Source organism: Blautia hydrogenotrophica DSM 10507 (assembly GCF_034356035.1).
Taxonomy (GTDB): domain Bacteria; phylum Bacillota; class Clostridia; order Lachnospirales; family Lachnospiraceae; genus Blautia_A; species Blautia_A hydrogenotrophica.
In genome coordinates this window covers 2,989,106-3,012,776 of sequence record NZ_CP136423.1, presented here as the reverse complement: position 1 = coordinate 3,012,776, position 23,671 = coordinate 2,989,106, and the positions used below count along the sequence as shown (strand labels likewise).

Below are 23,671 nucleotides of genomic sequence, written 5' to 3'. Positions count from 1 at the left end.
AGATGACAGGAGGACGAGACAATGATTCGAGAAGCGATTATGAAACTTTCCAGAAAAGAGGATTTGACCTATCAAGAGGCCGAAGAGGTCATGAATGAGATCATGGAGGGGCGGGCCACGGATGTACAGATGTCTGCATATTTGACTGCTCTGTCCCTGAAGGGGGAGACCATTGACGAGATCACGGCTTCAGCGGCAGGCATGAGAGCTCACTGTGTAAAGCTGCTCCACGATGTGGAGGCTTTGGAGATCGTGGGAACAGGCGGAGATGGGGCCAATTCCTTCAATATATCTACGACTTCGGCCATGGTGATCGCGGCAGGAGGCGTGCCGGTGGCAAAACACGGAAACCGGGCAGCGTCGTCGAAGTGTGGAGCAGCCGATGTGCTGGAAGCTTTGGGAGTAAAGATCACACTTCCGCCGGAACGCAGCGCGAAGCTTTTGACACAAGATAATATCTGCTTTTTGTTCGCGCAGAACTATCACATCGCAATGAAATATGTGGCGCCGATTCGAAAGGAATTGGGAATACGGACGGTGTTCAACATCCTGGGACCATTGTCGAACCCGGCAGGGGCGAATATGGAACTGATGGGAGTCTATGAGGAGGAGTTGGTGGAGCCGCTGGCACAGGTTATGGCGAAGCTGGGTGTGCACAGAGGCATGGTGGTCTATGGACAAGATAAGCTTGATGAAATTTCCATGAGTGCGCCGACGACGGTCTGTGAGATCAGAGACGGCTGGTTCCAGTCTTATGAGATCGCTCCGGAGCAGTTCGGCTATAGCCGTTGCAGGAAGGAAGAACTGACAGGCGGCACGCCCCAGGAGAATGCGCAGATTACCAGAGCGATTCTGGATGGAAGCGAGAAAGGGGCGAAACGCTGTGCAGTTTGCTTAAATGCAGGAGCAGCTCTTTACATTACCCAAAAAGCAGGTACAATAGAGGATGGAGTGCGTCTCGCTGAGCGGCTTATCGACGAGGGCCTGGCGCTGAGAAAGCTGGAAGAATTTATCAAGGAGAGCAACCGATGAATATATTGGAACAAATCGCAGAGAGGACCAAGGAGAGGATTCAAAAAAAGAAAATGATCTTTTCCCTTGCGGAGCAAAGAAAAGCGGCTGAGGAAAACAGCAGGTTGGCGCCGTCGTTCGCAGAAGCTTTGCGCCAGTCAGAGTTATCCTTCATCTGTGAGGTAAAAAAGGCGTCCCCGTCTAAGGGAGTGATTGCAGAGGAGTTTCCTTATCTGGACATTGCGGCAGAGTACGAACAGGCAGGGGCAGCCGCGATTTCTTGTCTGACGGAGCCGTATTGGTTCCAAGGAAGGGACCGGTATCTGAGGGAAATCGCCAGTCAGGTGGGGATTCCGGTGCTGAGAAAGGACTTCACTGTGGACGAGTACATGATCTATGAGGCAAAAGAGATGGGAGCGGCCGCGGTTTTGTTGATCTGCGGTATTTTGGACGATGGGCAGCTAAAAGCGTATGGACAACTGACTCAGGAACTAGGGATGGCAGCGCTGGTGGAGGCTCACAGCGAGAGGGAAGTGGAGCGGGCACTTCGGGCAAAGGCTCAGGTGATCGGAGTCAATAACCGAGATTTGCGGACCTTTCAGGTGGATGTGGGCAACAGCATCCGGCTTCGAAAAATGGTGCCCAAAGAAATTCCCTTTGTGTCGGAGAGCGGGATACGAACTTCCCAGGACATGAGAGTCCTCTACGAAAACGGGACAGACGCAGTATTGATTGGGGAGACTTTGATGCGTGCGCCGGATAAGAAAGCGATGCTTCGAGAGCTGAGAGGGAAAATAGGATGACGAGGATTAAGATTTGCGGGCTGAGCCGGGAGGAAGACATTGCCAATGTCAATGAGGCAGGCCCAGATTACTGTGGATTTATCATACAGGTTCCCAGGAGTCGAAGAAATGTAAGCCCTGAAAGGGCAGCCGAACTGTCTATACGGCTGGACGGACGGATTACCCCGGTGGGAGTGTTCGTAAATGCCCCAGCCGAACTGCCGGCAAGGCTGGCGCGAGAGGGCATTATCCGCATGATTCAGCTTCACGGTCAGGAGGATGAGGACTATATTCAGAGGCTTCGCGGCCTCACGGATGTACCGGTGATTCAGGCTTTTTCTGTCGCCTCACGGGAAGATGTGCGCCGGGCGAAAGACAGCAGTGCAGACTATGTGCTGTTCGATCAGGGAGCCGGGGGGACCGGGAAGACTTTTGACTGGGGCTTGATCGGCAGTATGGACCGTCCTTTTATTCTGGCGGGCGGGCTGACCTTGGAAAATCTGACTGAGGCTGTAAAAAGGGTGCGGCCCTGGTGCGTAGATGTAAGCAGCGGAGTGGAGACAGAAGGATATAAGGACCAAGAGAAGATAAAGGCGGCGGTGGCTGCGGTGAGGAGGATGGAAGAATGAGTAAAGGACGTTTTGGCGTTCACGGGGGACAGTATATACCGGAGACCCTGATGAACGCAGTGTTGGAGTTAGAGGAAGCGTACAATCACTATAAGGTGGACCCTCAGTTTCAGGAGGAACTGTCGGAATTGCTGAATGAGTATGCAGGAAGACCGTCTAGACTGTATTATGCGCAGAGAATGACCAAAGATTTAGGCGGAGCAAAAATCTATCTGAAGAGAGAGGACCTGAATCACACAGGCGCTCACAAGATCAACAACGTGTTGGGCCAGGTGCTCTTGGCGAAGAAGATGGGCAAGACCCGAGTGATCGCGGAGACTGGGGCCGGACAGCACGGGGTAGCCACGGCCACTGCTGCCGCGTTGATGGGGATGGAATGTGAAATCTTCATGGGCGAGGAAGACACGAGGCGACAGGCACTGAATGTGTATCGGATGAGGCTGCTGGGAGCAAAGGTGCATCCGGTGACTGCGGGAACGGCGACCTTAAAGGATGCGGTGTCTGAGACGATGCGGGAGTGGACGAAGAGAATCTCAGATACCCACTATGTTCTGGGTTCCTGTATGGGGCCGCATCCGTTTCCTACGATTGTCCGGGATTTCCAGGCCGTAATTTCCAGGGAGATCAAGGCACAAATCTTAGAAAAGGAGGGGAGGCTGCCGGATGCAGTGCTGGCCTGTGTGGGCGGTGGCTCCAATGCCATCGGAGCTTTCTATCATTTTATCGAGGACAAGGACGTGAGACTGATCGGCTGTGAGGCGGCTGGTAGAGGGATTGACACCGCAGAGACGGCAGCGACGATTTCTACAGGAAGCCTGGGGATTTTTCACGGAATGAAGTCTTATTTCTGCCAGGATGAGTACGGACAGATCGCTCCGGTATATTCGATCTCTGCCGGGTTGGATTATCCAGGTGTGGGACCAGAACACGCATGGCTGTATGATACTGGGAGGGCTGAGTATGTGGCGGTCACTGACGATGAGGCGGTGGATGCCTTTGAGTATCTTTCTAGGACGGAGGGGATTATCCCAGCCATCGAGAGTGCCCATGCGGTGGCCTATGCCAGAAAGCTGGCCCAAGAGATGGGAAAAGATCAGATTTTAGTTATCAACGTCTCAGGCAGGGGCGATAAAGACTGCGCAGCCATTGCCAGATACTGTGGGGAGGAAATCTATGAGTAGAATTGAACAGGCATTTCAAAAGAAAAAAGCATTTATTCCATTTATCACTTGTGGGGACCCTTCTTTGGAGGTGACAAAGAAGCTGGTGTGCGCCATGGAAAAGGCGGGCGCGGATTTGATTGAGCTGGGAATTCCGTTTTCAGACCCCACTGCTGAGGGGCCGGTGATTCAGGCAGCCAATATCCGGGCTTTGTCCGCAGGAGTTACCACAGATAAAATTTTCAAGATGGTGGACGAGGTGCGACAGGAGTCTTCTGTGCCTTTGGTGTTCATGACCTATGCCAATGTGGTATTTTCCTATGGCATCGAGAGGTTTGTGAAAAAGGCTGTCGAGGTAGGAATGGACGGGCTGATTTTACCGGATGTGCCCTACGAGGAAAAGGAGGAATTTCAGGCAGTGTGCCAGCGGTATGGCCTGGCGTTTATCTCCTTGATCGCGCCCACCTCCCAAGAGAGGGTTTCTATGATTGCCAGGGAGGCGGAAGGGTTCGTCTACTGCGTCTCTTCTCTGGGGGTGACGGGCGTGCGTTCCCAGATTACGACGGACGTCGAAGCCATGGTAAAGCTGGTAAAGCAGTCCCGGGATATCCCTTGCGCCGTCGGTTTTGGGATTTCCACACCGGAGCAGGCCAGAGAGATGGCCCGGTGCGCGGATGGAGTCATTGTGGGAAGCGCGATTGTGAAACTGTGCGGGGAGTATAAAGAGGCTTGCATAGAGCCAGTGAGTCGGTATGTGCGTGATATGAAGGCGGCCATGGAACAGAGCTTTTAGAAACAGAGTGTGACAAAGGACTGGATACCTGTGAAAAAGAAAAGGTATCCGGTCCTTTGTTTTTGCTGCGGAAGGGACGCCATTTATTCAGAAGCTGTTTTAGAAGCCGGCACTTTCTTCTGCGGGGCAGGAAACAGTGGGCCAGTCCGCGGTTTGTCGCAGCTCTCCCTTTTTGCTAGATAGCATGGCAGGTGGATTTTCATGGGGAGAGTATGACCGCCGCAGATACGGTCGATTAAAGTTTTAGCAGCCATTTTGCCCATTTCTTCTACAGGAATATGTACGCTGGTCAGCATAGGGGAGAGATACTGCACGATATCGATATCATCTATACTAATTACAGAAATGTCCCTGGGGATTTTAAAGCCCCGGTCCTTGATGGCCCGAAGTGCTCCTATGGCAGTGATATCATTTCCACAGAAGACAGCAGTGATCTTAGGCTGCTGTTCCAGCAGCTTCAGCATACCGTCGTAGCCCCCTTTGGATGAGAAAGGGACAGCGGATACATAGGTGGAATCAAAGGGCAGAAGCTCTTTTTTCAGCGCGTCCCGGTAGCCGGTATAGCGGTTTTCCATGTTGATTTCACCCAGGTAGCCGATATGCTTGTGGCCGAGCTGTATCAGATATTCCATTGCGCACAGGCTTGCCCCGTATCCATCGCATAAAATTTGATCGTAATTGGCGTCGATTCCGTTCAGACCAGTATAAATTACATAATTGAAATGCTGTTTTAAAAATTTCAGTGTCGTCTTGTCGCATCTGCCCAGAATCACCACACCGTTTACGTTGTTGTCTAGAATAAGCCGAAAATTTTCAGATTTGGTGATATCAAAGGGCGTGAAAGAAGATTTTAGGATGTAATTCTGTTTGTAGGCTTCCACTTCCACGCTTTTCGCCAGGGTGGAAAAGAAGGGGTCGTTGATGTCTGTGGGCGTACGTGCAAACAGACAGGCAAGCGAGTGAGAATTCACAGAAGAATAGGATTTTCTTCGTTTCAGGTTCTGGGCGGCCGGGTTCGGCGTGTACCCGGTACGACGCACGATTTCCCAAATTTTTTCACGTACTTCGGGGCTTGCCGCCTTGGAATCGGTGTTGTTGATGACGCGGGAAACCGTGGAAATGGAGACTCCGGCTTCCAGCGCGATCTCTTTCAGGGTCATAAAAACTCCTCCTTTGTGTAAAATTACTATTTATAGAAATATAAAACTGTGAAAATAGTACAAAAACAACTTCGCTATAATTATATTATAATACAAAATCCTAAGAAAGCAAACGTTTGTGTAAAATAGAGCTTGTTTTTGATTAAATAAATTGCTAGACTTTGTTTAGAAAATATAAGGAATAGTAATCAATATAAACAAAGGAAACTCAAAAAATAAAAACAGGAGGTTTACTATGAAGGTGATGAAGAAAGCAATTGCAACAGGTTTGGCATTTACGCTGGCGGCAGGAACGCTGGTTGGCTGCGGAGGCGGAGACAGCTCAGCAGACACAAAATATGAGCTGACGGTGTCCGGTATCGGAGGGAGCTTAAACTGGCTGCCCGTCTATATCGCAGAGGAGAAGGGCTGGTTTGAGGAAGAAGGACTGGCAATCGAGGATGCTTTGTTTACCAATGGACCAGTACAGATGGAATCTCTCTCCTCTGACGGATGGGACATTGGATGTACGGGAATCGGCGGTGTGTTTGCCGGAGTTTTAGGCTATGATGCTAAGATTTTGGGGTCCAGCAATACAGACGATGGAACACAGTATGTCTTCACGAGAAACGATTCTGATATTGTGAAGGCAGGACAAGGAAATAACAGCATTAACGATGAGATCTACGGAAGTGCAGAGACCTGGAAAGGAAAATCCATTCTTTGTAATACAGGGAGTGTTACCCAGTATGTGTTGGTGAAAATGCTGGAAGGCTTTGGTCTGACACAGGACGATGTGGAGTTTGTAGCTATGGACCCGGCGACTGCTTATAGTGCATTTATCGCAGGAGAAGGAGATGCTTGTGTTCTGACTGGAAGCGGTGGAACCTTCAAGATGCTTGAAGAAACAGATAAATATACAGCGGCAGCCAGTGGTCCATTGGTTGATTCCGGCTTGATGTGTAGCTTTGTGGCGAATAAAAATAGCTATGCAGACGAAGAAAAATATGAAGCAATGAAGATATTCATGAAGGTTTATTTCGAAACTATGGACTGGATGAAAGAAAACCCAGACGAAACTGTGACCTATTGTGTGGACATGAATGATGAGAACGGAAGTACCATGACGGAAGATACTGCGAGAAAATACGTGGAAGCAGATACTTATTATACTCTAGATGAAGCAGTTGCTATGATGGAAGATAAAGCAGAGGGAACGGATATGAGCGTTATGGAAAACAACATGACGGATGTGCTGGACTTCTTCATCAGCGTTGGAAACTATACAGAGGCTGACCGTGAGAAATTTGCGGGACATGTGGACAGCAAGCTGCTGAAGGAAGTACAGGAGGGAGCTGGCACACAGGCAGAATAAGCAAGATTTTTTGTTTAGCGAATGAATTTCCGCCGGCATGGGATTAAGCCCCTGCCGGCGGACGAAAAAATAAAAGGAGACTGCTTGATTATGAAAGAGAAACAAAACTTAGAAGCGCAGCTGCAGTCCTGGCGTAATAAGCAAAAGAAGGAGAATGTAAAATATATTTTTCTCAGCGCGGCAGGCATACTTACCGTTCTGGTGATCTGGCAGCTTGCGGTAGTGACCGGCCTGGTGAATGAAAAGATGCTGCCGGCTCCGACGAAGATTTTGGACACATTGATCTATAAAATAGGAAATAAGGCTCCGGACGGCAATGTGCTGGGAATTGACATTCTAGCTTCCTTGCAGGTGGCTCTGTCCGGTTTTTGTGCGGCAATTATCATCGGTGTTCCGCTGGGATTGTTGATGGGCTGGTGGACTTACGCGGACCGTTTTATCCGCCCAATTTTTGAGCTTGTACGTCCAGTTCCGCCGATTGCCTGGATTCCATTGGTTGTTGTGTGGATGGGCGTAGGTTTGAAGGCCAAAGCGTTGATTATTTTCTTCACTGCTTTTGTGCCTTGCGTCATAAATTCATACACAGGAATAAAACTGACAAACAAGACTCTGATCGATGTATCGAGAACATTTGGAGCGTCTAACCGGGAGATTTTCTGGAAGGTGGGAGTACCCTCCTCTCTTCCCATGGTATTTGCAGGCATCCGCGTGGCGCTCGGCAACTCTTGGTCTACTCTGGTAGCGGCGGAAATGCTGGCAGCGACAGCAGGTCTTGGATATATGATTCAAATTGGACGTACCGTTGCCCGTCCAGATATTGTAATCGTCGGCATGGTTGTGATCGGAGCAATCGGAGCAGTTCTCTCTCTGATTTTATCCCGTGCTGAAAAATATTTCCTTCGCTGGAAAGTAAACCGATAGGAGGGGTACAAGATGGATCAGATAAGCAGAAAGCAAAAAAGTATACATAATCTTCTTTATTGGGGACTTCCAATTCTGGCGGTTTTGCTGATTATCGTAGGGTGGGTCAGTTTTTCAGGAGTACATCCAGAGCTGATGCCGGCTCCCCAGGAAGTAGGGGCCCGTTTTGTAAAAACCTTTACGAAACCCATTGCTAAGGTAACTTTGATTGGTCATGCCTGGGCCAGCTTAAGACGAGTATTGTTGGCATTGCTGGTAGCCTGGGCTTTCGGTATTCTCTTTGGTATCTTAATCGGATGGAACAGGAAAGCTCGTGCGTTTTTTGGAAGTATCTTTGAGGTCATCCGTCCCATTCCGCCGATCGCGTGGATTCCGATTATCATTATGTGGTTCGGCATCGGAGAATTTCCAAAGGTACTCCTGGTATTTATCGGTACCTTTGTTCCTTTGGTTATCAATACTTCCGCGGGAATTGAGATGGTGGACAGAATTAATATCCATGTGGGAAAGATCTTCGGTGGAAATAACCGTCAGATTTTAAAAGATATCGTGATTCCCACAGCTCTGCCTTCCATCTTCGCGGGAATTAGAACTTCTGTGAGTTCCGGCTGGACAACGGTGCTGGCGGCGGAGATGTTAGGAGCAAAAGAAGGACTTGGTTCTTTGGTAACCCGGGGATGGCAGGGAAGTGATTTAGCCCTGGTACTGGTATCAGTCATTACAATTGCAATCATAGGAGCGCTGCTGTCTGTGATTCTGCAAAAGCTTGAAAAGGTGGTATGCCCATGGAACAATTAAATAAGAGATTGGAAGTAAAGGGACTCTCCAAAACATTTTTTGGAGAAAAAGGTTATTTTACAGCAATTGATGAAGTGAGTCTGGATGTGTACGACGGAGAATTTCTAGTAATCCTGGGACCTGGACGTTGCGGCAAGACAGTTTTACTGAATATTATATCCGGGTTGGAAGAGGCGACACAAGGACAGATTATTTATAACGGAAAAGAGTGGAAGGGAATCAACCCGGAAATTGGAATGGTTTTCCAAAAGCTGGCGCTGATGCCTTTTAAGACAGTGATTCAAAATGTAGAGTTGGCGCTGAAATTCCGAGGAATGGACAAAGAGAAAAGAAGAGAGATTGCCAGATACTACATCGAATTGGTAGGATTGAAGGGATTTGAGGACTATTATCCAAAGCAGCTCTCTGGTGGTATGCAGCAACGTGTCGGCATCGCCAGAGCTTATGCAGCAGACCCGAAGCTTTTGATTATGGATGAGCCTTTTGGAAAACTGGATGCCCAGACCCGTTATCAGATGCAGGAGGATTTGCTGAAGATCTGGGAGAAAGAAAAGAGAACAATTATTTTCGTTACCAATAATATAGAAGAGGCCTGCTATCTTGGGGACCGGATTATCTTGCTGAGTGATTGTCCGGCGAGAGTAAAAGAAGTGTATCCGATTGATCTGCCGCGCCCGAGAGATATGGTGAGCAAGGAATTTTTGGAACTGCGTACTGTGATCTCGGATAATACGGATTTATCTATTTAGCGAGTATGAAGTACAAAGAAAGGAGACAGCTATGCCTGTGGAAGATAACAGACCCATTAAGGTGGAAGTGAAAAATCTGACAAAACGATTTGGCGATCTTCTGGTTCTGGATAATATGTCTTTTAATATTCGAAAAGGGGAGTTTGTCTGTGTAGTTGGGCCTACAGGATGTGGAAAAAGTACCTTTTTGAATTGCCTTACCAGAATTCATATGCCAAGTGAGGGAGACTTGTTCATCGACGGTGTACCGGCGGACCCTAGAAAACACAATATTTCCTTTGTGTTTCAAGAGCCAAGTGCACTGCCTTGGATGACGGTGGAGGAAAACATCGCCTACGGGTTGAAAATTAAAAAGTTACCCAAAAACGAAATTGACGAGAGAGTCAATCAAATTCTGGATTTGATGGGCCTTCAGGAATTTAGGAAGTCTTATCCAGGAGAGCTCTCCGTGTCGGCAGAGCAACGTATTATCATCGGACGTTCCTTTGCCATGAGGCCAGATTTGTTGCTGATGGACGAGCCCTATGGACAGATGGACGTAAAAATGCGTTTTTATCTGGAGGACGAAGTGATTCGTCTGTGGAAAGAATTGGGAAGTACTGTGATCTTTATTACTCATAACATTGAAGAGGCGGTGTATTTGGCGGAAAAGGTTATGATTCTGACGAACAAGCCGGCTAAGATCAAGGAGGAGGTCATCATTGATCTGCCGCGCCCAAGAGATATCACCTCTCCGAAATTCATCGAATACCGTAACTATATTACTGACAAGATCAAATGGTGGTAGAAAGGACAGAAGGTGACAGCATGAAGGGAAATCGTCTGAAGGGAAAAGTTGCCGTGGTGACCGGGGCGGCTAGAGGGATTGGTTTTGGAATTGCCAGAAAATATGTGGAAGAAGGAGCACAGGTTGTGATCGCCGACGTTCTGGATGAGGGAGAACAGGCGGCCAAGGAACTGGGAGAGAGCGCTCAGTTTTATTGGATTGACTTGAAAAGCCGGGAGGCTATTTTTCAGATGGCAGAAAAACTGTATGAGAAATATGGTCATCTGGATGTTTTGGTGAACTGTGCCGGAATTGCGCGGCCTTGTCCTACTTTTAAATTGAAAGAGGAGACTCTGGATGAGGTGATCGCGATCAATATGAAAGCTCCTTTGTTTACTTGCCAAGCTGTAGGAAAATATATGAGAAAAAACGGCGGGGGAAGTATCATCAACATTTCCTCTGGAAATACTCGGATGATCAACGTGGGCAGAGTTCCCTACGGAATTACCAAGGGCGCTGTCAATCTTTTGACCCAGCAGCTTGGAGCTGAATGGGCCATTTACAACATCAAAGTAAATGCAATCGCTCCGGGATGGATTCGGACAGAGATGGTGGAGACTCCTTTGAAAAAAGGAATCCTCAATGAGAAGGAGATTCTTTCCGTATCTCCCATCGGCAGGTTTGGTAAGGTAGAAGAAGTGGCAAACCTGGCCTGTTTCTTGGCATGCGAAGAATCTGATTATATAGCGGGGCAGATTATTTTTGCAGATGGAGGCTGGAATACAGGCATTATGCCGAATGCGTTGGATTATATCAGAGAAAACGATAAGGAGGATTAAGAACATGAAAGTATTGTGTATTGAAAAGCCAGGCAGTCTGGAATTAAAGGAGTTTCCGAAACCAAAGGCCGTGCCCGGACAGGCAGTGGTAAAGATTGAAATGTGTGGAATTTGCGGTTCTGACGTGACAGCGTACAGAGGGGTCAATCCCACCATGAAATATCCCATTAACGGACTGGGACATGAAGGTGTGGGAATTATTGAAGAGATTGGAGAGAATGATAAGGGATTAAAACCAGGAGACCGGGTGGCTCTAGAACCCTATGTTCCCTGCAACCACTGCCATATGTGCAAAGAAGAGCGTTTCAACAACTGTGCAGATATCCGTGTCTGCGGTGTTCATAAGGATGGTATGATGGCAGAATACTTCCTGCATCCCGTGCAGTTATTATATAAGTTACCGGATGATTTGAGCTTTAAGCATGCGGCTTTGGTGGAGCCTTTTACCATCGGACTTCACGCAGCCACGAGAGCCAGAGTCAAAGCGGGAGAAAAAGTCGTGATTTTCGGAGCTGGAGTGATTGGGCTGATGGCATCTTTTGCCTGCATCAATTATGGGGCGGAGCCAATCTTAGTGGACGTGATTCAGGAACGTCTGGATTATGCGAAAGAACACGGGGTGCCGCACATTTTTAACTCCAAAGAAGGCGGCATTGAAGAGTACTTAAAAGAAGTCACGCAAGGAAAGCTTCCAGAGGCTATGATTGACTGTACCGGAGCTCCTGTGATTTTGGAGCAGATGCATAACTATGTGTGCTACGGCGGAAGAATTGCCCTAGTTGGCTGGCCACACAATCCGGTATCCATCAATACGGTGCGTCTGATGCAGAAGGAGATTGATGTGTGCCCTTCCAGAAATTCCAACAAGAAATTCCCGGAGGCCATTGAACTGATTCATGACGATAAGATTCCCACAGACGCAATGATTACCAAGATGGTAAAACTCGAGGAAGTAGAAGCGACGATTCAGGATATGATAAAAGCGCCTTCGGAGTATTTGAAGGTAATTGTGGAGATTTAAGCGGGAGGACAAGACAGATGCTGACGACAAGTTATGAAATGCTGAAAAAGGCCTACAAGGGCAGATATGCGGTTCCTGCAATCAATACCCAGGGAGGTACCTATGATATTATCCGGGCCATCTGCATGGCGGCAGAGGAGCTTCAGTCTCCTGTGATTTTGGCGCACTATGTGAGTACCGGGGAGTATTCCGGTCATGACTGGTTCTATGAGACCGCGAAATGGATGGCGGAAAAAGTATCCGTACCAGTGGCCATTCACCTAGATCACGGAGACAGCTTTGAGCGCTGTATGGAAATGCTGCACTTGGGATTTACTTCCATCATGTATGACGGTTCCAACTATCCTGTGGAGGAGAATGCCAGGAGAACGGAAGAGGTAGCGAAGGTGTGCCGGGCATTTCACGTGCCGTTGGAGGCAGAGATTGGCGAGCTGGCCCGCCTGGACGACCAGGGAATGCAGATAGGTTCTTCCAATATTGCAGACCCAGAGGTGGTCAAACAGTATTTGCAACTGTGTCAGCCGGATTCTTTGGCTATTGGGATAGGAAATGCTCATGGGTTCTATAAGGGACCGGTGGATATCCATGTGGAGGTTTTGGAGGAGTGCCGGAAATTTACGGAGATTCCATTCGTGCTCCACGGCTGTACAGGGATGGATGAGAGTTTGATACAGCGGTCGATTCAAAGTGGTGTGGCAAAGATTAACTTTGGCACCCAGGTTCGCTGTAAGTATGTGGAATATTTAAAACAAGGGCTTGCAGAGAAAAAAGACGGCGGTCATGCTTGGAAGCTGTCTTCTTATGCGGAGCAGTGTTTGAGAGAAGATATCAAAGAGATTATCCGCCTTGCAGGTTCACAGGGAAAGGCATAAAGCTAGTGATACAAGGGGCTGCTGCATAATCGCGGCGGATAGGGGAAGGAAATCTTCCCCTATCCGATCTTAATTCAGAATTTCCAGGGTCATCGTATAGCTTTTAGAAGCGGAGGTTACCAGGCGCTGCAAATGATTTTTGTGCTCGAAGAGGTCATCCTCATCAGAGCAGACAGCGGAGCCGTTCCAGGGCTCAATGCAGAGGAAGGCTGCGTCTTTGGAAACCTGAGTCCAGAAAGCGACGGTGTCGAAATCCGGGTACGAGGCTTTCAGCCCTTTTCCAGCGGGGTTCAGAAGGGAAACCTCATGTCCACAGGGACGGTCGAACCAGATGGCATCTGAGGAGAACAATTCACGATTCAAAGGAATGGAAGTGGCATCTCCGGGAAAAGGAATTTCCCGCTCCATGTCAAACTGTAGATTCTCTAAATCATAGCGGCGGTAGCCGTAGGTCTGAGGCTGAGAAAAGCTCAGTCTGTAATCCTCAAAAGTTTCTTCAGAAGAAAGAGGGCAGCGGATTCCAGGGTGAAGGCCGATACAATAGAAAATGCTGTCGGTATCCAGATTTTTTACGGTGAGCGTTAGATTTAAGATAGTTTCTGTAATCGAGTAACGGACTTGGAGCTGGAATTTATAGGGGTAGCACTGCTCAGGGAAGTCTTCGTGAGTCAGGGAAAAGGCGACAGAGTCGTCAGCCTGTTCGATGAGCTGAAATTCTGTAGACTTACAGGGGCCATGTTTAGGAATCTGATAAAAGGTTCCGTCGATGCAGGTGCCCGTATTCCGGCAGTTGCCTACAATCGGAAAGAGTATGGGAGAACAGTTTTTCCATACCTGGGGATTTCTCTGCCAGATATACTCTGTATCTTGAGAATCCTGAAAAGAGATGAGCTGTGCTCCGAGGCTGTCAATTTTGGCAGAAGCTTTGTCGCTTTTAATTTCAAGAATCATGAATAATACCTCCTTCATTCAACATGTTCCCAGTATACCGATTATCGCAGAATTTTACAAGAAATTGAAAACGTTTGCGTAAAAAAATGCAGCTATTCAGCCAGTAAGTTCAGATTCGCGGCTGCCGGGAAGAACAGACGGTGCCAAGGACGCAGCCGTCAGGAAAGAATCGGAGGAGGATTTCAGAAGATAGGTTAAAAAGAGATTCCAAGAATACATTTCAGAATAGGAGGAAGATTATGAGCTTAGTTTCGTTGAAACCGATTTTGGACGCGGCGGTTCAATATGGATATGGACAAGGAGCGTTTAATGTAAACGCAGTGGCTCAGGCCAAGGCTGTGATCGAGGTTCATGAGATGTTCCGCGCGCCGGCAGTTCTGCAGGGAGCGGACTTGGCAAATGGATTTATGGGGGGCTGTGTGGATTTTACAAAGGCCACCCTGGAAGATAAGAAAAGAGGGGCCAAAAGGATTGCGGACGCAGTGAGAAAATACGGAGAGAACGCCTCCATTCCTGTGGTACTGCACTTAGACCACGGAAGGGATTTTGATTCCTGTAAGGCGGCGATTGACGGCGGCTATACTTCGGTGATGATTGACGGCTCTTCTCTGCCTTTTGAGGAAAATGTGGAACTGACCAGAGAGGTGGTGAAATACGCTCACGAGAGAGGCGTCAGCGTAGAGGGCGAGCTGGGAGTGCTGGCTGGTGTGGAAGACCATGTGTTTGCCGCGGATTCCACCTACACGAATCCGCTGAAGGCTGTAGAGTTCTTTAAGAAGACTCAGGTGGATGCTCTGGCGATTTCCTATGGCACGATGCACGGGGCTTCTAAGGGAAAAAATGTGAAGCTTCGCAGACAGATTCCCATCGCAATCCGGGAGTGTATGGCCCATGAGGGAATCACGGGAGGACTGGTATCTCATGGCTCTTCTACGGTGCCGGCTTATATCGTAAAGGAGATCAACACCTTGGGCGGAGACATCCAAAATGCCTATGGAATTTCCATAGAAGAGTTGAGGGAAGCGATTTCCTGCGGAATCAATAAGATCAATGTGGACACGGATATCCGTTTGGCTGTGACCAGAAATCTAAAAGAACTCTTCTGTGGTCGTCCTCAGTTGAGAGAAAGTGCTTCGGTGGGAGATGTGTATCGGCTTTTGGAGGCCAATAAAGATAAATTCGATCCTAGAGTCTTCCTGCCGCCGCTTATGGATACGGTGATGTTCGGAGAAGTAAAGGACGAGGATACCCAGGCAGTGATGGAATGTGTGGAAAAAGGGGTCAAGGAAGTCGTAGGAACCCTGATTGTACAGTTTGATGCTTTTGGCAAAGCGCCTCTGGTAGAACGCCCGACCTTGGAAGAGATGAAGGAGTATTACAGGAAAAATGAAAAGTAATGTGTTAGTCGTACACGGCGGCGGTCCGACGCCGGTCATGAACGCTTCTTTGTATGGAGTTATAACAGAGGCGAAAAGGCATCCAGAGATTGAGTCGGTCTACGGGGCGATCGGTGGAATGGAAGGGATTGTAAAGGAGCAGCTTTTAGACCTTCTGACCTTTGAGGAGGAAAAGTTAAAACTGCTGCTTCACACACCGGGTACCGCCATCGGTTCTTCCAGATATCCGGTGACAGAAGAGGATTACCAAAAAATCCCTGAAATTCTGGAAAAATATAAGATCCGTTATATCCTTCCAAACGGAGGAAACGGAACCATGGATACCTGCGGGAAGATCTATCAGGCCTGTGTAAAACAAGGCTATGAGGACATCAAGGTGGTGGGGATTCCTAAGACGATCGACAACGATATCGCGATTACTGACCATACTCCGGGTTACGGCAGCGCCGCCAGATATCTGGCAGCTTCTGTGAAAGAGGTGGCAGCAGATGTCGCGTCCCTCCCGATTCATGTCTGTATCATCGAGGCGTTGGGAAGAAATGCGGGCTGGATTACGGCGGCCTCGGCGTTGGCCAGAGAAAAAGAAGGGGATGCCCCTCATTTGATCTATACGCCGGAGCGCCCGTTTAACCAGGAGGAGTTTTTGGAGGATGTCAAGAAACTGTATGATAAACTGGGCGGCGTCGTGGTGGTCGTGAGCGAAGGACTGAAAAAAGAGGATGGCACTCCGATTGTGGAACCAATTTTTAAGACGGACCGAGCCGTCTATTACGGAGATGTAAGTGCCTATCTGGCAAATCTGGTCGTCAAAAGGCTGGGTGTGAAGGCCAGAAGTGAGAAACCGGGGCTGTGCGGTCGCGCTTCGATTGCCTGGCAGTCCCTGATTGATAGGAGGGAGGCCCAGGAGGCCGGAGAGGAAGCTTTGCGCCTGGCATTGGAAGGACATACCGGTGTCATGGTGGGAATCCAGAGGGAAAAGACGGCGGACGGTTCTTATAAGACCCGCTGGATGGAAATTCCTATTGAAGAAGTGATGCTGCTGGAGAAGACACTTCCTGATTCCTACATCAATGATAGAGGAAACGATGTGACGGAGGAATTTGTCTCCTGGTGCCGGCCGTTGATCGGTGAGGGGTTTGACAAATATTTAAATTTTAAAGATTATTGGCAGGGGGGAAACGGAAAATGAAGCATATTTTTCTGAATTTGAAAAGATTTGACGTGCCCAGAGAGTTGGGTGGGGTAAACAGTATCGCCCCCATCTCAGAGTGGAGTTCTCACATCGTGGAACAGACGCAGGAACGGCTGGAACGATACAGGGGAGAAGATGTGGAGTTTGCTATGTTTTTTCCCGAATTACATATCCTGAATGCCAGGAAATCCATGAAAAAGGACAGCTTGATAAAATTAGGCTGCCAGGGAGTGCTGGGACAGGATGTGCAGCCAGGAGGAAATTTTGGAGCCTTTACGACAGGCAGACCAGCTGGGGCGATGAAGGCCGCAGGGTGTGAATATACGATTATTGGCCATTGTGAGGAGCGCAATTATCTGCTGGGAATTTTACAGGCCGCAGGCTGTGCGCAAAGCCAGACAGTGAATCAGATTCTGAACCAGGAGGTAAAAGCCGCGGTTGCCAGAGGAATGAAGGTGCTCTACTGCATTGGCGAGAAGAGCGAGGAGCAGGAAAACTGGGAGCAGGTTCTGGGAGAACAGCTGGAGATGGGGCTGAAAGGTGTGGATGCCAGTCAGGTGACCATTGCCTATGAACCGGTATGGTCCATTGGACCTGGCAAAGTACCGGCAGATAAGGAGTATATCACAAAAATAGCCAGATTTGTAAAAGAAAAGACCGGCCAGCTGGACGTGGTCTATGGCGGCGGCTTGAAACAGGAAAATGCCCGGATGCTAGCTTCTATCCCTGAGATTGACGGGGGCTTGATCGCGCTCACCAGATTCCAGGGGGAGATTGGCTTTTACCCGGAGGAATATCTGGAAATCCTGGATTTATATTTAATGTAAAAGGAGAATAGCGATGAGATTAGAATTCGAATATGGACATGGAACGATGCAGGCGGAACTTCCGGACAGTACCGATATTTTTATTCCGGGAGAGACGGTGAAAGACCCGGCTTATATTCCAGAAGACAAATTAAAAGAAGCGTATCTGGAAAGCATGGCAAATCCCATTGGAATGCCGAGACTGTCTGAGCTGGCTCACAAGGGAACGACAGTCACCATTATTGTGCCGGATCGTGTAAAAGGCGGAGAACAACCCACTAGCCACAGAAAGCTGAGCATTGCATACATTCTGGAAGAGCTATATGGAGCAGGGGTCGAGAAAAAGGACATTCTGTTTATCATTTCTAATGGTCTGCATCCGAGAAGCACAGAGGCAGACGCCAAAGCGCTTTTTGGGCAGAAACTTTACGATGAGTTCTGGCACACGGGACAGATTATCAGCCATGACAGCGAAGACCAGGAGCATATGGTAGACCTGGGAGTGACGGACAGAGGAGATCCTGTCTACATGAATAAGTTTGTCTATGACAGCGATCTGCCGATCTTAATCGGCCATGTTCAGGGAAATCCTTATGGAGGCTACTCGGGAGGTTACAAGCACAGTGCAACAGGAATCACAAACTGGAAAAGTATTGCCAGCCACCACGTACCTTCTGTCATGCACAGAAAGGATTTCACCCCGGTAAACGGAGGCAGTCTGATGCGTCATAAATTTGATGAGATCAGTATGCACATGGAGAAGAAAATGGGACACCCCTTCTTCTGCTGTGACGCAGTCTTAGATACCAATTCTCGCCAGATCGCCATCTTTTCCGGCTATGCGAAAGAGATGATGCCTCTGAGCTGGAAAGTGGCGGATAAGAGAACCTATGTACACTGGGCAGAAAAGAAATACGATGTCTTGGTATTTGGAATGCCTCAGAAATTCCACTACGGGGATGGCATGGGTACCAATCCGATTATGATGATGCAGGCTTTGAGCGCACAGGTACTTCGATTCAAACGCGTCATGAGTGAGAATTGTGTGATTCTCTGTTCTTCCCTGTGCAATGGATTCTTTCACGATGAGAGATGGCCGTATTTAAGAGAGATGTATGAGCTGTTCCAGCATGATTACATGAACACACTGCCGGATATGAATCGGTACGGAGAATACTTTGCGACTAACAAAGAGTATATCAGAAAATACCGCTTTACCAACGCATTTCATCCTTTCCACGGCTTCAGTATGATTTCCTGCGGACATATCGCGGAGATGAATACCAGCGCTATTTATATAGTAGGAGCACAGGAGCCGGGCTACGCCAGAGGTATGGGCTTAAAGACCAGAGCCACCTTTGAGGAAGCGCTCGAGGATGCAAAGAAGAAATTCGTGGGACAGGAGCCAAATATCCTGGCTTTGCCGATGACTTTTAAAAAAGCATCTGTTCATTTGTGTATGAAAAATCCTGAGGAAGACTGCATGGATGCCTATGGACACTGTCATCCTTGCATGGGATAACAACGGCCGCCCGCGGCAAAAGGACGGACTCTCAAAAAGAGTCTGTCCTTTTACTGTATAAGCTCCCGGACAACGGCTGGTAAGCTTGCCGAGACGCATAGACATTGGACGGGGCAACAGGTATGAGTGCGCAGGCGTATGCGCCGGAGTGCGAATGCCTGTCAGGATTGCGGGAGTGTAATGCACGAAGCAATCCGCAGCTTATACTTTTTGGAAGTGCCGCCGATAGGCGGCATGAGGGTTTATACGATAAGCTTATCCGATTGTTATAGGTGTTCACTTTAAGGTTGAGTATTTGGCTGACAGAGGGTATACTGAGGAAAGGAGGAATTTATCAATGGATGTACGGGAATTGTTAGAGGGTGTGAAAAACCAAAGTGTGAATATCGAGGAGGCAGAGCAGTACTTAAAGGAACTACCATATCAGAATTTGGGCTTTTGTCGGTTAGATCATCACAGAGCACTGAGAAATGGATTCGGAGAGGTTATTTACTGCGAGGGAAAGGCTACGGAGCATTTGGTCAAGATCTACCAAAGCTTTCAGGCCAGGAGAGAAAACGTGCTGGGGACGAGGGCGTCACAGGAACAGTACCAAGCGGTAAAGGCGGCTGTGCCGGAAGTTTTGTATGATTCCCTAGGGAGAACTCTGAAGCTTCAGTATGAGAAGCCGCAGCTGACAGGAGAGGTTGCAGTCTGTACAGCGGGAACTTCAGATATCCCGGTGGCAGAGGAAGCGGCGCAGACGGCAGAATTCTTCGGGACCTATGTAAACCGTATTTATGACGTGGGGGTGGCGGGAATTCACAGACTGCTGGAGAAAACCGAAGAGATACGAAGAGCCAACTGTGTAGTCGCCATCGCCGGTATGGAAGGGGCTTTGGGAAGTGTCGTGGCCGGATTGGTGGAGCGGCCCGTGATCGCAGTTCCCACTTCGGTGGGGTACGGAGCGAATCTTCATGGAATCTCTGCTCTGCTTACGATGCTGAACTCCTGTGCGGAGGGGCTGGCCGTGGTGAATATCGACAATGGATTTGGAGCCGGGTATATGGCGGCGCAGATCAATCGGCTGGGAGTCGAGGGAGGTAGAAGATGAACGTAATCATTTTGGTATTTTTTCTGGTGAGCATCCTCTCTTCCATTGTAGGCTCCATCTGTGGAATCGGCGGAGGGGTGATTATCAAGCCGGTGCTGGACGCGGTGGGAATTATGAGTGTGTCAAGCATCAGTTTTCTGTCCGGCTGCACTGTGCTGGCGATGTCCATCGTATCGGTCTATAAGAACCTGCGTGCTGGTAAGGTGAAGCTGAATGTGAAGATTGCCACTGCTTTGGCTGTGGGAGCGGCCGCAGGAGGCGTGGCGGGAAAAGCCATGTTCCAGGGATTGAAGGATGCCGTCGGAGACGAAAATCTGGTGGGGATGGTACAGGCCATTGTTCTGATTGCCATTACGCTGGGAACGTTAATCTATACGGTTCTGAAAAACAGGATTAAGACAAAACAGTGCGATCAGATTTGGCTTTGTCTGGTCATCGGATTGCTGCTGGGAATCATGTCCAGCTTTTTGGGCATCGGAGGAGGACCGATCAATCTGGTAGTCCTTGCCTATTTCTTCTCTATGTCTACCAAGGAGGCTGCACTGAGCTCTCTGTACATTATCATGTTCTCGCAGATTACGAGTCTGATTCAGACGCTGGGAACCGGCACGGTGCCGGAGGTTAAGATTTCCTATTTTTTGGTGATGGTGATCGGCGGAATCGCAGGCGGTATGATCGGCAGTAAGGTGAATAAGAAGATCGACGAAGAGAATGTCAATAAACTCTTTATCGGCCTGATGGCTGTGATTATCGGAATCAACATTTACAATGCGGTGAAATTTGGGATTGCATAAGACCGAAGGTCTGGTGCTTAAAATAAAGTTTAGATGGTGAAAGGGAGAGTTCCGTCCCCATGTCAGGGAACGCAGATGACATGGAGACGGGAATCTCCCTTTGCTTTTGGTGGGGATGCACACAATGCTGCTGGAAACGAAAGATAAGTACAGCCGTGGGTACATATTAAAGGAAGCGATTCCTTTGAAATATGGTATGGTGGGTGACTTTTCTGTTAATGGGTTGACAGCTGTGGCGAAACAGACTGGGAAGGATGATGAGGAGAATGGTTTGGCATGTGTTATAAAAATTTCAGGTACAGAGAGAGGATTGGGGGTAAAACCATGTGACACTGATACGTTCATTCCCATAACAGCAGCGCTTCATTGTGGACGTATGCCTGTACTTGGTTTTGTCATAACCTAAAAGTGAAGCAGAATAAGAGAAGGAGAGATTCAAAATTGTTGCTTAAAGACTGTACCATAGCTAGGGCTGTAGAAAAATGGCGGAGGAATTTTTTAATGCTGTGTTAGATATGAATTTTGCTTTGTAGAAATATAACGAGGAGGGCGGCCTTTTAAATCTCTTTTCCTTTAAGGCTGCCCTCCTGTTTTTATGTGCTTATCTTAACAGGATAGAATTTCTGTTTCACGTACGTCTGGGCGCGCCGGAATGATGTGAAACTGCGTCCAGATTTTTTTTAGCATGTTTTTTCTCTCTGTTTCCCAATATATTTGCAAGAGCAGTAGCTAAAGTTACATTGAGAGATACGGCAATAATGGATGGAATTGCAGCCATCGGATAGATGTCTGAGAACGCGGCGGCAATGCCTACCGATAAGCCGGAATTTTGCTCAGAAGATACTACCAATAATGCCAGTGTTTGCTTTCTGTTCAATTTTAAGACCTTTGCTAGTAGGAAAGCTCCTATTACCGCAATGAAGAAGCAAAGTGTGACTGCTAGTATAACGATAATAGAACTTATACTCAAAATTACGCTCTTATTTGGTGCGGTACTCACCGCGACAATAAGAATCAGAGACAGGGTAGAGATCAAACCTACCACGCTCTTGTAGGTGTCACATTTATCTTTGAAAATACTCCGCACAATCATTCCAAGTATTACAGGAATCAGCACAACGATCACAATGTTTAAGAACATGCTTATGAAGTCTATCTGTACCCATTCGCCGCCTAAGAGAAAGGTTAGAACAGGCGTGAGGACGGGAGCGATCAATGTGGAGATTACTGTGATTGCCACTGCGAAAGCAACTTCGCCTCCGGCGATCAATACGATGACACTTGCGGCAGTCCCCGGAGGCATAGTACCTAGGAGAACCAATCCGAAAGCAAGTTGGTTATCTAATCCAAGGACTTTGGCTACGAGATAACCTCCGAGAGCCATGAAAATAAATTTTCCGGTAACACCTAACAGGACGTTTCTGGGTCTTTTAAAAATTTCTATGATGTCTTTAAATTTTATAGACATACCTGTTCCGAACATGATGACAGCCAGTAGAAGATTTGGTACAGACAGATTATAGATTTTAATACCTGCCACTGGCAGAAAAATTTCTGGAATCACCAGTGCAATTAAAGTTGTGAAGATAATGACTAATGTAAGATTGCGGCTTAAAAAACTACTTACTGCAACTATTTTTTTCATTATTTTTCCTCATAATGTCTCAAAAAAAGTTCATTAATAATTTGTATTAAAAATTTCTGCGTCTTGATATACAAAATTTTTAAAGTGGCAGTAAACCATTTCCAAGAAACTTGTTATATCTAGAAAAACCATAGGGTATATGGTGAAGTAGCAGACTTTTTGAATCTAGCAGTAGATTTACTGCCTGTCAGATGGGATTCCATCTGACAGGAATAAATTTTTTTCTCGTTTATGCTATAAGTATAAAAGCAGTAGCTTTCCTAAAAGACTGAAATATCAACTAACCTATGCATGGTTTTTACATACAGTTAATAAAGTCTTGGAATGTCTACATTTTTATTAAAGGAATATTCCTCTGAAGGGAAAACTCCACTTACAGTCTCTTCATGGAAGGCATTAAGTCCGTCAACCATTGCTTTTCTAATATGGGCAAAGTGTTTTACGAATTTTGGTTTGAAGTCTCCATACATATCTAGCATGTCTTGAGTTACTAGAACCTGACAGTCTACGTCCGGGCCGGCGCCGATTCCTAAGATCGGAATCTCAACAGCTTTTGAGAGTGCTGCTGCTACTACACTGGGAACGCACTCTACCACAATTGAGAAAGCGCCCGCTGCTTCCAGAGCTTTTGCGTCTTCGATCAGTTTTTTTGCACTCTCAGGAGTACCTCCTTGTACGCGGAAACCGCCAAGAGAAGTAGCAGTCTGTGGAGTTAAGCCAATATGTCCCATTACTGGGATACCAGCTTTTACCATTGCCGCAATTGTATCTTTGTATTCTACACCGCCCTCTAATTTTACACAGTCGCAGTTAGTCTCCATTAGAATACGATTTGCACTTGCGATTGCCTGTTCTGCGCTTATGTTATAAGAACCAAAGGGCATATCACCTACGACAAAGGTGTTTGGAGCGCCTAAAACGACTGGCTTGATGTGGTGAATCATATCATCTAAGGTGATACCTACTGTTGTCTTTCTTCCAAGCATTACCATTGCTAGGGAGTCACCGACTAAGATTACTTCACAATCGCTTTCGTTTACAATGCTTGCCATGGTATAATCATAGGCAGTCACATAAGCAAATTTCTGCCCCCTCTTTTTATAGTCTTTAAAATCTGCGATTGACATTTTTCTTTTTGCCATGTTTAAATCCTCCATATTCTTTTTTGTTTTTGAAAGTCAAAGCGGATATTTACAATTCGCTTTGATATTTGTGTAACCTCAATACCAGTGCCGTCGCTTTTTAAGGGGGAATATTTCCGTTGAAGGAAATTGATTTTTCCCTATGTCTAAATAACATTAAAGCAGGAACTTATATGATGGGGTTAAAAGTAGTATCTCTAGAAAAACAATCACTTAAGAAATACTATCTCTTTGAATTGAATTCTAAACCGGAGCATGAGATATGTCAAGAAAA

The 23,671-nt window shown here is 47.5% G+C and carries 24 protein-coding genes; 20 read left to right on the top strand and 4 right to left on the bottom strand.

Translation table 11 applies throughout. The features are described from left to right. Positions 1-21 precede the first annotated feature (21 nt). From trpD to trpA, 5 genes are read left to right on the top strand one after another with little or no spacing between them, the layout of a single operon-like run. A complete protein-coding gene (trpD, locus tag BLHYD_RS14460) occupies positions 22-1,032 on the top strand; it encodes an anthranilate phosphoribosyltransferase (protein WP_005951223.1) in 1,011 nt (336 codons plus the stop codon). Then, positions 1,029-1,814: an indole-3-glycerol phosphate synthase TrpC gene (trpC, locus tag BLHYD_RS14455; RefSeq protein WP_005951225.1), complete on the top strand. Its 786-nt coding sequence runs from the start codon at positions 1,029-1,031 to the stop codon at positions 1,812-1,814. The genes trpD and trpC overlap by 4 nt, the downstream gene beginning before the upstream one ends. Next, on the top strand, positions 1,811-2,422 hold the full coding sequence (locus BLHYD_RS14450; RefSeq protein ID WP_005951227.1) for a phosphoribosylanthranilate isomerase: 612 nt from the start codon (positions 1,811-1,813) through the stop codon (positions 2,420-2,422). The genes trpC and BLHYD_RS14450 overlap by 4 nt, the downstream gene beginning before the upstream one ends. Beyond that, positions 2,419-3,603 carry a tryptophan synthase subunit beta gene (trpB, locus tag BLHYD_RS14445; protein ID WP_005951229.1) on the top strand — a complete coding sequence of 395 codons (1,185 nt, stop codon included), beginning with the start codon at positions 2,419-2,421 and terminating at the stop codon, positions 3,601-3,603. Before BLHYD_RS14450 ends, trpB begins: the two co-directional genes overlap by 4 nt. After that, the gene (trpA, locus tag BLHYD_RS14440) at positions 3,596-4,375 is read left to right on the top strand and encodes a tryptophan synthase subunit alpha (protein WP_005951231.1); all 780 of its coding nucleotides are present in this window, start codon (positions 3,596-3,598) and stop codon (positions 4,373-4,375) included. The genes trpB and trpA overlap by 8 nt, the downstream gene beginning before the upstream one ends. Positions 4,376-4,458: 83 nt before the next feature. Here the strand turns inward: trpA and BLHYD_RS14435 are convergent, their stop codons facing one another. Then, positions 4,459-5,535, bottom strand: a complete 1,077-nt coding sequence (locus BLHYD_RS14435) for a LacI family DNA-binding transcriptional regulator (RefSeq protein ID WP_005951233.1) — start codon at positions 5,533-5,535, stop codon at positions 4,459-4,461. 235 nt (positions 5,536-5,770) lie between these two features. Here BLHYD_RS14435 and BLHYD_RS14430 point away from each other — a divergent pair, with 235 nt between their 5' ends. From BLHYD_RS14430 to BLHYD_RS14395, 8 genes are all read left to right on the top strand, one after another. Next, positions 5,771-6,889: an ABC transporter substrate-binding protein gene (locus BLHYD_RS14430; RefSeq protein ID WP_005951234.1), complete on the top strand. Its 1,119-nt coding sequence runs from the start codon at positions 5,771-5,773 to the stop codon at positions 6,887-6,889. A gap of 90 nt (positions 6,890-6,979) precedes the next feature. Further along, positions 6,980-7,810, top strand: a complete 831-nt coding sequence (locus tag BLHYD_RS14425) for an ABC transporter permease (RefSeq protein ID WP_021844980.1) — start codon at positions 6,980-6,982, stop codon at positions 7,808-7,810. 12 nt (positions 7,811-7,822) lie between these two features. Beyond that, positions 7,823-8,608: an ABC transporter permease gene (locus tag BLHYD_RS14420; protein WP_005951239.1), complete on the top strand. Its 786-nt coding sequence runs from the start codon at positions 7,823-7,825 to the stop codon at positions 8,606-8,608. After that, complete coding sequence (locus tag BLHYD_RS14415; RefSeq protein ID WP_005951241.1) at positions 8,596-9,357, top strand: ABC transporter ATP-binding protein; 762 nt, start codon at positions 8,596-8,598, stop codon at positions 9,355-9,357. The genes BLHYD_RS14420 and BLHYD_RS14415 overlap by 13 nt, the downstream gene beginning before the upstream one ends. 31 nt (positions 9,358-9,388) lie before the next feature. Continuing rightward, entirely contained in the window at positions 9,389-10,144 is a 756-nt protein-coding gene (locus BLHYD_RS14410) for an ABC transporter ATP-binding protein (protein WP_005951243.1), read from the top strand. 20 nt (positions 10,145-10,164) lie between these two features. Continuing rightward, on the top strand, positions 10,165-10,962 hold the full coding sequence (locus BLHYD_RS14405) for an SDR family NAD(P)-dependent oxidoreductase (protein WP_040350783.1): 798 nt from the start codon (positions 10,165-10,167) through the stop codon (positions 10,960-10,962). A gap of 4 nt (positions 10,963-10,966) precedes the next feature. After that, the gene (locus BLHYD_RS14400; protein ID WP_021844982.1) at positions 10,967-11,983 is read left to right on the top strand and encodes a zinc-dependent alcohol dehydrogenase; all 1,017 of its coding nucleotides are present in this window, start codon (positions 10,967-10,969) and stop codon (positions 11,981-11,983) included. A gap of 17 nt (positions 11,984-12,000) precedes the next feature. Continuing rightward, on the top strand, positions 12,001-12,855 hold the full coding sequence (locus BLHYD_RS14395) for a class II fructose-bisphosphate aldolase (RefSeq protein WP_005951248.1): 855 nt from the start codon (positions 12,001-12,003) through the stop codon (positions 12,853-12,855). Between the two features lie 69 nt (positions 12,856-12,924). Here BLHYD_RS14395 and BLHYD_RS14390 read toward each other — a convergent pair whose 3' ends face one another. After that, positions 12,925-13,806, bottom strand: a complete 882-nt coding sequence (locus BLHYD_RS14390) for an aldose 1-epimerase family protein (RefSeq protein ID WP_040350784.1) — start codon at positions 13,804-13,806, stop codon at positions 12,925-12,927. A 239-nt stretch (positions 13,807-14,045) separates the two neighbouring features. Between BLHYD_RS14390 and BLHYD_RS14385 the strand changes: the two genes are divergently transcribed. The 7 genes from BLHYD_RS14385 (at position 14,046) to BLHYD_RS14355 (ending at position 21,016) form a co-directional block, all read left to right on the top strand. Further along, the gene (locus BLHYD_RS14385; RefSeq protein ID WP_005951252.1) at positions 14,046-15,203 is read left to right on the top strand and encodes a class II fructose-bisphosphate aldolase; all 1,158 of its coding nucleotides are present in this window, start codon (positions 14,046-14,048) and stop codon (positions 15,201-15,203) included. Beyond that, the gene (locus BLHYD_RS14380; RefSeq protein WP_005951254.1) at positions 15,193-16,392 is read left to right on the top strand and encodes a diphosphate--fructose-6-phosphate 1-phosphotransferase; all 1,200 of its coding nucleotides are present in this window, start codon (positions 15,193-15,195) and stop codon (positions 16,390-16,392) included. Before BLHYD_RS14385 ends, BLHYD_RS14380 begins: the two co-directional genes overlap by 11 nt. After that, entirely contained in the window at positions 16,389-17,222 is an 834-nt protein-coding gene (locus BLHYD_RS14375) for a triose-phosphate isomerase (RefSeq protein ID WP_005951256.1), read from the top strand. The genes BLHYD_RS14380 and BLHYD_RS14375 overlap by 4 nt, the downstream gene beginning before the upstream one ends. A gap of 13 nt (positions 17,223-17,235) precedes the next feature. Next, positions 17,236-18,723: a lactate racemase domain-containing protein gene (locus BLHYD_RS14370; RefSeq protein WP_005951258.1), complete on the top strand. Its 1,488-nt coding sequence runs from the start codon at positions 17,236-17,238 to the stop codon at positions 18,721-18,723. A gap of 337 nt (positions 18,724-19,060) precedes the next feature. Continuing rightward, a complete protein-coding gene (gene larB, locus BLHYD_RS14365; protein ID WP_005951259.1) occupies positions 19,061-19,816 on the top strand; it encodes a nickel pincer cofactor biosynthesis protein LarB in 756 nt (251 codons plus the stop codon). Next, the gene (locus tag BLHYD_RS14360) at positions 19,813-20,610 is read left to right on the top strand and encodes a sulfite exporter TauE/SafE family protein (protein ID WP_005951260.1); all 798 of its coding nucleotides are present in this window, start codon (positions 19,813-19,815) and stop codon (positions 20,608-20,610) included. Before larB ends, BLHYD_RS14360 begins: the two co-directional genes overlap by 4 nt. Positions 20,611-20,734: 124 nt before the next feature. Beyond that, positions 20,735-21,016, top strand: coding sequence for a hypothetical protein (locus BLHYD_RS14355; RefSeq protein WP_005951261.1), 282 nt, complete (start codon positions 20,735-20,737; stop codon positions 21,014-21,016). A gap of 222 nt (positions 21,017-21,238) precedes the next feature. On the opposite strand, the gene BLHYD_RS14350 is transcribed toward BLHYD_RS14355, so the two are convergent. Beyond that, the gene (locus BLHYD_RS14350) at positions 21,239-22,255 is read right to left on the bottom strand and encodes a bile acid:sodium symporter family protein (RefSeq protein WP_005951262.1); all 1,017 of its coding nucleotides are present in this window, start codon (positions 22,253-22,255) and stop codon (positions 21,239-21,241) included. A 308-nt stretch (positions 22,256-22,563) separates the two neighbouring features. Further along, positions 22,564-23,397 carry a 3-methyl-2-oxobutanoate hydroxymethyltransferase gene (panB, locus tag BLHYD_RS14345; protein ID WP_021844987.1) on the bottom strand — a complete coding sequence of 278 codons (834 nt, stop codon included), beginning with the start codon at positions 23,395-23,397 and terminating at the stop codon, positions 22,564-22,566. Positions 23,398-23,671: the final 274 nt, after the last annotated feature.